8 protein-coding genes are annotated in these 10,277 nt (G+C 69.7%); 7 read left to right on the top strand and 1 reads right to left on the bottom strand.

What is annotated here, in order from left to right; all coding sequences use genetic code 11:
- The 6 genes from AOK01_RS46570 to AOK01_RS18705 form a co-directional block, all read left to right on the top strand.
- Positions 1–585, top strand: a 585-nt coding sequence (locus AOK01_RS46570; protein ID WP_425424743.1) for a DUF4192 family protein, incomplete at its 5' end; no start/stop codon positions are given.
- Between the two features lie 79 nt (positions 586–664).
- Entirely contained in the window at positions 665–1,423 is a 759-nt protein-coding gene (locus AOK01_RS18685; protein ID WP_055513111.1) for an NUDIX hydrolase, read from the top strand.
- A gap of 145 nt (positions 1,424–1,568) precedes the next feature.
- Positions 1,569–3,353 carry an ABC transporter ATP-binding protein gene (locus AOK01_RS18690; RefSeq protein ID WP_055513112.1) on the top strand — a complete coding sequence of 595 codons (1,785 nt, stop codon included), beginning with the start codon at positions 1,569–1,571 and terminating at the stop codon, positions 3,351–3,353.
- 162 nt (positions 3,354–3,515) lie between these two features.
- Positions 3,516–4,403 carry a FadR/GntR family transcriptional regulator gene (locus tag AOK01_RS18695; RefSeq protein WP_190850023.1) on the top strand — a complete coding sequence of 296 codons (888 nt, stop codon included), beginning with the start codon at positions 3,516–3,518 and terminating at the stop codon, positions 4,401–4,403.
- 409 nt (positions 4,404–4,812) lie between these two features.
- The gene (locus AOK01_RS18700) at positions 4,813–6,354 is read left to right on the top strand and encodes an RNA polymerase sigma factor (RefSeq protein ID WP_055513122.1); all 1,542 of its coding nucleotides are present in this window, start codon (positions 4,813–4,815) and stop codon (positions 6,352–6,354) included.
- 155 nt (positions 6,355–6,509) lie between these two features.
- On the top strand, positions 6,510–7,322 hold the full coding sequence (locus AOK01_RS18705) for a S1 family peptidase (RefSeq protein WP_055513116.1): 813 nt from the start codon (positions 6,510–6,512) through the stop codon (positions 7,320–7,322).
- A gap of 112 nt (positions 7,323–7,434) precedes the next feature.
- On the opposite strand, the gene AOK01_RS18710 is transcribed toward AOK01_RS18705, so the two are convergent.
- Entirely contained in the window at positions 7,435–7,665 is a 231-nt protein-coding gene (locus AOK01_RS18710) for a DUF7455 domain-containing protein (protein WP_055513118.1), read from the bottom strand.
- Between the two features lie 440 nt (positions 7,666–8,105).
- Between AOK01_RS18710 and AOK01_RS18715 the strand changes: the two genes are divergently transcribed.
- Entirely contained in the window at positions 8,106–10,229 is a 2,124-nt protein-coding gene (locus AOK01_RS18715; RefSeq protein WP_055513120.1) for a DNA gyrase/topoisomerase IV subunit B, read from the top strand.
- Positions 10,230–10,277: the final 48 nt, after the last annotated feature.

Below are 10,277 nucleotides of genomic sequence, written 5' to 3' on the forward strand. Positions count from 1 at the left end.
GAGCCGACGCAACGGCGGGCCCTGGCCCGCCGTTGCGTCGGCTCGTACGGGGAGCACGCGGCTGCTCCGCTCACGCTCGCCGGGTGGGTCGCATGGTCCTCCGGTGACGATCTGGAAGCCCGCGAAGCCCTGTCCATGGCGCTCGGGGCGGATTCCGGATACCTCTTCGCCCGCCTGCTCCATCAGGCGTGCAACGAAGGGCTGGACCCTGAGTCGATCCGCCGCTGCCTGCGCGGGGAGCGTGCGGAGCGCGTCGACGAGGAGGCAGTTGTCCCGGTGGCGTCACCGGCAGACGCCGACGGGCCGTCCGGGGATGCCCCGGCGAGGTCGCCCCGGGCACCTTCCCGTCGGCGGCGCAGGCCGCGGACCACGGGAACCATGGGGACCACGGGAACGGGGAGCGAGGCAAGCGCGGCCGATCGGCCCGGTTCTCGGCCCGCGGGGAGCGGGGGCACTCGCCGTCCACGATCCGTTCCTTCCGTCGCAGCTGCTACGGAAGGAATGAGCGGAGTCGGCGACCGTGCGAGCGGTACGGCTCGGTCCCGGGACTCCCGGCGGCCGGGGACGCCGAAGGGCGGTGCGTGACGCCGAGAGCAGCGGATCAGCCACGTAAGCGACCGACGAAGGGAGTGTTTATCGTCAGGCAGACGACTATGATCGCGGCATGCCTTACGACCCGTCAGCCTTCGCGCCGTTCGCCGTCACCGTCGACCTGGTCGTGCTGACCGTGCGTCGCCACGCCCTGTGTGCGCTGGCGGTACGGAGGGGCGAGTCGCCTTTCCAGGGGCGCTGGGCGCTCCCCGGCGGTTTCGTGAGGCCGGACGAGGACCTGTCGCAGGCCGCGGCACGGGAACTGATGGAGGAGACCGGGCTGTGCGCACACGACCCGGACGCTCCCGCACAGGCGAACGGGGCGCACCTGGAACAGCTCGCGACCTACGGCGACCCCAAGCGCGACCCGCGGATGAGAGTCGTCAGCGTCGCCCATCTCGCCCTTGCGCCCGACCTGCCCGCGCCCAGGGCGGGCGGAGACGCGAAGAGCGCACGCTGGGCCTCCGTCGAGGACCTGCTGCAGCAGGGCGGCTACGGCCGTGACGGAGAACAGGCCGCGCCGCTCGCCTTCGATCACGCCCCGATTCTCGCGGACGGTGTGGAGCGTGCCCGTTCCAAGATCGAGTACTCGTCGCTGGCCACCGCCTTCTGCCCGCCCGAGTTCACGGTCGGCGAACTGCGCCGGGTGTACGAGGCGGTGTGGGGCGTGGCGCTCGACCCCCGCAACTTCCACCGGAAGGTGACGGGCACGCCGGGCTTCCTCGTGCCCACGGGCGGGACGACGACCCGGCAGGGAGGCCGCCCGGCTCAGCTCTTCCGTGCGGGCGGCGCCACGCTGCTCAACCCGCCGATGCTTCGTCCCGAAGTCTGACGTCCACCCGGGAGCGGGCCGGCCCCGAGGCCGGCGGGTTGCCGGGCCGGCGCTCCGGCCAAGTGGTCGGACCGGCCCGGAGTCTGCTTCCGAGCACACCTGAAGATGCCCGTAAAACGGTACATAGAGCGCTATCTTGCTTTGGGTGATCCAGGCCATCGGACTGACCAGTAACGCCCGCAAGGAGCTTCCCCCCGCTGTCGACGACGTCACCTTCGAGGCGCCGGCGGGCCGTGTCACGGCGCTCCTCGGAGCCCCGGGCGCGGGCAAGACGACCGCGCTCAGGCTGATGCTCGAACTCCAACAGGGCCGCGGAATCACCTACTTCAGAGGCCGCCCGCTGCACCGCATCGCCCATCCGTCGCACGAGGTGGGTGTTCTCCTCGGCGAGGTCCCCGGCCATCCGGCGCGCACGGTGCGGGGGCAACTCCGCATGCTGTGCGCCGCGGCGGGCGTGCCGGCCCGGCGCGCCGACGACGTCCTGGAGGTGATGGGTCTGGTCAGTCTGCGCGACGAGCGTCTGGGCACCCTCTCGCGAGGCATGGACCGCCGTCTGGGCCTGGCCTGCGCCCTGCTGTCCGACCCGCACACCCTCGTGCTCGACGGCGCCGCCGATGGACTCTCCGCTCGCGAAAGCCACTGGTTGCACGGGGTTCTGCGCGCCCACGCAGGCGCCGGCGGCACCGTACTGTTCGCCACGGACGACCCCAAGGAGGCCGCGCGGAGCGCCGACCGGGTCGTCACGCTGGAGAAGGGCAGGCTCGTCGCCGACCAGGACGTCGCGGACTTCTCGCGCACCCGGCTCCGGCCCCGCGTCGCCGTCCGAAGCCCGCACGCCGCCCGGCTCGGTGCCCTGCTGACCAAGGAGGCCCGCACCGCCCGGTGCTCCGTGGAGGTCGTGCGGGAGGACGGCAACCGTCTCTCCGTCTACGGCAGCACCTGCGCCGAGGTCGGCGAAACCGCCTACCGTCACGGCATCCTCGTACATCAACTGGCGGACGAGGTCGGGGACATGGGGCCGACGCCCGCGCAGGAGGCTGGGAAGGGCACGCGCGAGGACGAGGCGCCGGAATCGACCCCGCAGGCGCCGGAATCGACCCCGCAGGCGCAGGGCGCCCACGAGTTGCCGCCCCTGCCGCCGCCCATCACCGTCCGGCAGGGCGCCGGCCCTCTGCGTCCGCTGCGCTACGAACTGCGTCGCGCGGCGGGGGTGGGTACGGGTCGGCTGACCGCGGCTGCCGTGCTCGTCGCCTCCGCCGTCATCTCCGTACTCCTGGCCAGGGCGGGGCATACGCCGCAGCCGCGGCTGCTCGCCGCGTGGCCGCGGGACTTCCCCCTGCCGCCCGCGGCGCTCGGCGCGGGGCTGCTCGGTGCCTTCGCCTTCGGTGACGAGTTCCGTCATCCCGCCCTGGCCGCGGACCGCGGTACCGTCCCCCGCCGCCTGGGACTGCTGGCCGCCAAACTCGTCGTCGCCGCAGCCACCGCGCTGACCCTGGCTCTCGGCGTGGTGGCTCTGAACGCCGAACTGCTCTACATCGTCTACGGACGAGAGCTGACCGGAGTTCCCCCGGAGTGGGTCTCGCTGAGTGCGAGTTGGGCGGGCCTCATGGTCGGCTGTGCCTGGGCGGGTGTTCTGGCGGCGGGCATCTTCCGGTCCACGACGGCCGGACTCGCGGCGGTTCTCGCTGTGCCGATCGTGGTCGTGCCGGCCGTGCAAAGGGTTCTGGAGGGTCCGTCGGTTCGGACGGCGGCCGGGTTCTCGACCAGGCTGCGGGAGCTCGTGCTGGTGCGGTGGCCGTTCGGGGGTGAGCACTATCTGGCCGCCGCGGCGGACGTGGTCGCCCAACCGGTGGGTGGCGCACTGACGTTGTCACTCACGGCTCTGCTCTGCGCATATCTGCTCACGACTCTGCGGAGCAGGGTTCGATGACGACCGTCCGTGCACGCGTGTTCCCCTTGTGTACACAACTCCACGCAGAGCGCCCACTTCTTTCCGATAAGGCGTCAATTGCGACGGGGTGAGCGATCACCCTTTCGTGTGCTTTTCACCAAAGACCTCAAGGGAGTTGGAGACGACGCCGACAAAGGATCCGTGACTACCCTTGCGCACGCCATGATGACCGCCGCCCGTTCCGCAGACTCCGGCCTCGCCGGTCCGGGCGAACTCGACCGCTACCCCTATGCGGAGGGCCCCGTCGCGGACCGCGTCGGCGCCTCCGTGTGGGACGCCACGGACCCGGAGCTGGGCCGCGTGGGCCGACGCGCCGCCGGCAGCCGCGGCCGCGGCCTGCATGGCCAACTGGTTCAGCAACTGGGTCAGATGATCGTCTCCGGTGACCTGGGCGCCGACCGCCCGCTCGTGCCCGAGGAGATCGGTCAGCGATTCGAGGTGTCCCGCACCGTCGTCCGTGAGTCGCTCCGCGTCCTTGAGGCCAAGGGCCTGGTCAGTGCCCGACCCAACGTCGGCACGCGCGTACGTCCGGTCAGCGACTGGAACCTCCTGGACCCGGACATCATCGAGTGGCGCGCCTTCGGCCCGCAGCGCGACGATCAGCGTCGTGAGCTGAGCGAGCTGCGCTGGACGATCGAGCCGCTGGCCGCCCGCCTCGCCGCCGGACACGGCCGGCCGGAGGTCCAGCAGCGGCTTGCCGACATGGTCGAGATCATGGGCCACGCGATGGGGCAGGGTGACGCGCTCACCTTCTCGCGGGCCGACGCGGAGTTCCACTCCCTGCTCATCCAGGTCGCAGGCAACCGCATGCTGGAGCACCTCTCCGGGATCGTGTCGGCCGCGCTCCAGGTCTCCGGCGGCCCGGTCGCGGGCTGTGACCGGCCGAACGAGGCCTCCCTCGCGCACCACGCCCGCATCGCCGACGCCCTCGCGGCGGGCGACGCCTCGGGTGCCGAGGCGGCCATGCGGCAACTGCTCACCGTCCACCCCGAGGTGGAGCGCGTCGTGCCCGCGCCGCGCGAGCACTGAGCGCGTACCGCGGGTGACGGGCGGTCGGGAGCGGCGGCCCCGCGTGGCATCACCTGGCCGGCGAGCCGCCTGCCGTCGGGCCCCACCGGATCCCACGAGGATTCGGCGGGGCCCGACGGCGCGAGGAGACGCTGGAGCCGCCGATTGACCACTTTTGATCGTATATAGACGTCTTTAGGCGCTTACGGGGTGTGACTCGGGCCACGCAGATTGGGCGTAACGCTCTTCGGGGCAGCGCGATGACCTAAGAGGTGACAGCCGAGTAGGGAATATGGGCGCCGCTTCAGGCGCTGTGACTCTTCCCGGCTCCCGCCCGCGCCGTCGGCCCATTCCAAAGTCGGCGGTCGTCGGCTCCTGTCCGTAGTGGACGGGGCCGGAAGCCGTTTTCCAACGTTCCGAGAGGTTGTTCGTGTCGGCCAGCACATCCCGTACGCTCCCGCCGGAGATCGCCGAGTCCGTCTCTGTCATGGCGCTCATTGAGCGGGGAAAGGCTGAGGGGCAGATCGCCGGCGACGACGTGCGTCGGGCCTTCGAAGCTGACCAGATTCCGGCCACTCAGTGGAAGAACGTACTGCGCAGCCTCAACCAGATCCTCGAGGAAGAGGGTGTGACGCTGATGGTCAGTGCCGCGGAGCCGAAGCGCACCCGGAAGAGCGTCGCAGCGAAGAGTCCCGTCAAGCGCACCGCCACCAAGACCGTCGCGGCGAAGACGGCGACGGCCAAGAAGGCCACCGCCACCGCCACGCCGGTGATGCCTGACGTCGAGGCTCCCGCCGAGGACGCAGCCGCCAAGAAGGTCGCGGCCAAGAAGACGACCGCCAAGAAGGCGGTCGCGAAGAAGACCGTCGCCAAGAAGACGGCGGTCAAGAAGACCACGGCCAAGAAGGACGACGCCGAGCAGGTCGACGACGACGCGGCCGAGGAGACTCCGGGCACCGGCAAGACCGGTACCGAGGAGACCACCGAGGACGGCGCGCAGGGGTTCGTCCTGTCCGACGAGGACGAGGACGACGCGCCCGCGCAGCAGGTCGCCGCCGCCGGTGCCACCGCCGACCCGGTCAAGGACTACCTCAAGCAGATCGGCAAGGTCCCGCTGCTCAACGCCGAGCAGGAGGTCGAGCTCGCCAAGCGCATCGAGGCCGGTCTGTTCGCCGAGGACAAGCTGGCCAACGCCGACAAGCTCGCACCGAAGCTCAAGCGCGAGCTGGAGATCATCGCCGAGGACGGCCGCCGCGCCAAGAACCACCTCCTGGAGGCCAACCTCCGTCTGGTGGTCTCCCTGGCCAAGCGCTACACCGGCCGCGGCATGCTCTTCCTGGACCTCATCCAGGAGGGCAACCTCGGTCTGATCCGCGCGGTGGAGAAGTTCGACTACACCAAGGGCTACAAGTTCTCGACGTACGCCACGTGGTGGATCCGTCAGGCGATCACCCGCGCCATGGCCGACCAGGCCCGCACCATCCGTATCCCGGTGCACATGGTCGAGGTCATCAACAAGCTCGCGCGCGTGCAGCGCCAGATGCTCCAGGACCTGGGCCGTGAGCCCACCCCGGAGGAGCTGGCCAAGGAACTCGACATGACCCCCGAGAAGGTCATCGAGGTCCAGAAGTACGGTCGTGAGCCGATCTCCCTCCACACCCCCCTGGGCGAGGACGGCGACAGCGAGTTCGGTGACCTCATCGAGGACTCCGAGGCGGTCGTCCCGGCCGACGCGGTCAGCTTCACGCTCCTCCAGGAGCAGCTGCACTCCGTCCTGGACACCCTGTCCGAGCGCGAGGCGGGGGTCGTCTCGATGCGCTTCGGTCTCACCGACGGCCAGCCGAAGACTCTCGACGAGATCGGCAAGGTGTACGGCGTGACGCGTGAGCGCATCCGCCAGATCGAGTCCAAGACGATGTCGAAGCTGCGACACCCGTCGCGCTCGCAGGTCCTGCGCGACTACCTCGACTAGGACCCGTCCCAGGTCTCGGCCGCAGCAACGCAGTACGTCATCGAGGGCCCGGCTTCCCGTGAAGGGAGCCGGGCCTTCGATGTGTGCGGAGTGCGGAGTGCCGCCGGCTGGATCACGCTGGGTGTCTCATGGAAACCCCGGAGTGAGGAGCGCGCATGCGTCGTCCCTTCGTCCGAGCGCTGGCCCTGGTGGCAGCGGCGGCCGCGATACCACTGGTGTCCCCGGCCCCTGCGAGGGCCGACGCCGTCATAGGCGGCTACCCGGTCGAGATCTCCGCGACCCCCTGGACGGTCGCCCTGACCAGCCGTGACCGGTTCGGGGGTACACGTGCGGGACAGTTCTGCGGGGGTGTGGTGATCGGGCGGTCCAGCGTGCTGACCGCGGCCCACTGCCTGAGCGAGGACGTGCTGGGCACGCCCCCTCGGCAGGTCCCGGATCTGAAGGTCGTCGCGGGGCGCGCGGACCTCCGGGCGGACGCGGGCAGCGAGGCCGCCGTACGCGACATCTGGATCAACCCGGAGTACGACGGCTACACGAACGCGGGGGACTTCGCGGTGCTCACCCTGTCGGAGCCGCTCGCCGCCGGCTCGGTCATCCCCATGGCGGGCCCCGGGGACGCCGCCTACAGGCCCGGTACGGAGGCTGTGGTCTACGGCTGGGGCGACACGACGGGAGGCGGGGCCTACGCGAGCACGCTGCGTGCGTCGCGCGTCCAGGTGCTGTCCGACGCCGTCTGTGAGGAGGCCTATCCGGGGAGCGCGGACGGAACGTACCTGGCCGGCTCCATGCTGTGCGCGGGGGAGGCCGGCGGTCGGGACGCCTGTCAGGGCGACAGCGGTGGGCCGCTGGTCGCCCAGGGGCGGCTGATCGGCCTCGTGTCGTGGGGGAACGGCTGCGGGCGAGCAGGCAGCCCGGGGGTCTACGTGCGGGTCTCAGAGGTCGCCAGGGCGCTCCGAGGGGGCCGCTGAGAGCCGTCGTACGGCTTGTGCAGCCACGAGCACGGGCGGCCGCCCCTGGGTCCAGGGGCGGCCGCCCGGTCACCGGCCTGTGCCGGAGATGGCTCGTCGTCTGCGCGAAGTGTCAGTGCTCTTCGTCATTGGCGCTTGCCGGGGCGGCAGTCAACCGCTCCGTCTCGTCCTGTATCTCAGCGGCGATCTTCTTGAGTTCCGGCTCGAACTTGCGCCCGTGGTGGGCGCAGAAGAGCAGTTCACCACCGCTGAGGAGGACGACGCGCAGATATGCCTGGGCGCCGCAACGGTCGCAGCGGTCAGCGGCCGTCAGTGGGCTCGCGGGGGTCAGAACAGTAGTCACGTCGCCTCTTCTCTAGCTCGACGAGCTGTCGTACCAGGGTCAACATCCAACCAGGCCGAAAACGTTCCCGCTTGTGGCTCTTCCTCGAAAAAAATCTTTCCGAGTCGGCTGTCTGCTGCCGGTTGGCGGCGAATGAGCCGTATTGCGTGTCTTCGTGTCTTACGGGTTCGCGCTCTGTCAGGTTCAGTCCTCCCGGCTGGCTTGCCGGTTGTTCTTGAGGACGTGCCCGGAGCCTAAATGGTTCATGCCTGGAAGGGAACGTGATATGTACTTCACTCCAACGAGGGATCGAACAGGCGTGCGGCTCTGGACTAGTCTGCGTTTGGGACGAGGGTGGCGTTACAACGGCTCTACCAGGCCTCGGTACCCTCGGACCGGTGACCGAAGCCGGGTCCTTACCCAAAAGGGCCCCAACTGAAATTCAGCGAGGAGCGAACCGCGTGACCGCCGAGACGTCCGTGCCGTCCACAGCCCTGCTGACCGCAGCAGACCGGGACGGTTCCAACTACACCGCGCGGCACCTGCTCGTCCTTGAGGGTCTTGAGGCCGTGCGGAAGCGCCCGGGCATGTACATCGGGTCGACCGACAGCCGCGGTCTGATGCACTGCCTCTGGGAGATCATCGACAACTCCGTGGACGAGGCCCTCGGAGGCTACTGCGACCACATCGACGTGACCCTGCACGACGACGGTTCCGTCGAGGTGCGGGACAACGGCCGGGGTATTCCGGTCGATGTCGAGCCCAAAACCGGCCTGTCAGGCATCGAGGTCGTGATGACCAAGCTGCACGCCGGAGGCAAGTTCGGCGGCGGCTCGTACGCGGCCTCCGGCGGTCTGCACGGCGTGGGCGCCTCCGTGGTGAACGCGCTCTCGGCCCGCCTGGACGTCGAGGTGGACCGTGGGGGCAACACCCACGCGGTCAGCTTCCGGCGGGGCACGCCCGGCGCCTTCAAGGGCGAGGGCGCCGATGCCGCGTTCGACGCGTCGTCCGGGCTGCGCAAGCTCAAGAGGATCCCTAAGAACCGCACCGGCACGCGCGTGCGGTACTGGGCCGACCGCCAGATCTTCCTCAAGGACGCCAAGCTCTCCCTGGAGCACCTGCACCAGCGAGCCCGGCAGACCGCCTTCCTCGTGCCCGGCCTGACCATCGTCGTCCGTGACGAGGTCGGGCTCGGGGAGGGGGGCAGCAAAGGCGAGGAGTCCTTCCGCTTCGACGGCGGCATCAGCGAGTTCTGCGAGTACCTGGCCTCGGACAAGCCCGTCTGCGACGTGCTCCGCTTCTCCGGCCAGGGCGTCTTCAAGGAGACCGTCCCGGTCCTCGACGACCACGGTCAGATGACTCCGACCGAAGTCACCCGTGAGCTGGGCGTCGACGTCGCGATGCGCTGGGGTACGGGCTACGACACGACGCTCAGGTCGTACGTGAACATCATCGCCACACCCAAGGGCGGAACCCACGTCGCGGGCTTCGAACAAGCTGTCGCCAAGACCGTCAACGAAGTGCTGCGCACCAAGAAACTGCTGCGCGTCGCCGAGGACGACGTCGTCAAGGACGACGCCCTGGAGGGCCTCACCGCCGTCGTCACCGTGCGGCTCGCCGAGCCACAGTTCGAAGGTCAGACGAAGGAGGTGCTCGGCACCTCCGCGGCCCGCCGCATCGTGACGAACGTGGTCTCCAAGGAGCTCAAGGCGTTCCTGACCTCCGCGAAGCGGGACACGGCCGCACAGGCCCGCGTCGTCCTGGAGAAGGCCGTCTCGGCCGCCCGTACGCGGATCGCGGCCCGCCAGCACAAGGACGCCCAGCGGCGGAAGACGGCTCTGGAGTCCTCCTCGCTGCCGGCCAAGCTCGCCGACTGCCGCAGTGACGACGTGGAGCGCAGCGAGCTGTTCATCGTCGAGGGCGACTCGGCGCTCGGCACCGCCAAGCTCGCCCGGAACTCCGAGTTCCAGGCGCTGCTGCCGATCCGCGGAAAGATCCTCAACGTTCAGAAGGCGTCCGTGACGGACATGCTGAAGAACGCCGAGTGCGGCGCGATCATCCAGGTCATAGGAGCCGGATCAGGCCGGACCTTCGACATCGACGCGGCGCGCTACGGAAAGATCATTCTTCTCGTCGACGCCGATGTCGACGGCGCGCACATCCGCATTCTGCTGCTGACGCTCTTCCAGCGGTACATGCGGCCGATGGTCGAGGCGGGCCGAGTGTTCGCGGCGGTGCCACCGCTGCACCGGATCGAGCTGAGCCAGCCCAAGAAGGGCCAGGACAAGTACATCTACACGTACTCGGACCGTGAGCTGCGGGAGACCCTGCTGGAGCTTCAGCGCAAGAACGTGCGGTACAAGGACTCGATCCAGCGCTACAAGGGTCTCGGCGAGATGGACGCGGACCAGCTGGCCGAGACGACCATGGACCCGCGCCACCGCACGCTGCGCCGGATCAACATTTCCGACCTCGAAGCCTCCGAGCAGGTGTTCGACCTGCTGATGGGCAACGACGTCGCCCCGCGCAAGGAGTTCATCTCCAGCTCCGCGGCGACGCTGGACCGCTCGCGCATCGACGCGTAGGCAGTCCGACGGGGACGCGTAGGCGATCCGATGGGGCGAGGCCGCTGC

Origin of the sequence: Streptomyces aurantiacus, from assembly GCF_001418335.1 — a bacterium.
Lineage (GTDB): Bacteria > Actinomycetota > Actinomycetes > Streptomycetales > Streptomycetaceae > Streptomyces > Streptomyces aurantiacus.

Coding starts and splice junctions, on each gene's coding strand:
- AOK01_RS18705 (WP_055513116.1), top strand. CDS start 6,510: ATGCGTCGTCCCTTCGTCCGAGCGCTGGCCCTGGTGGCAGCGGCGGCC.
- AOK01_RS18685 (WP_055513111.1), top strand. CDS start 665: ATGCCTTACGACCCGTCAGCCTTCGCGCCGTTCGCCGTCACCGTCGAC.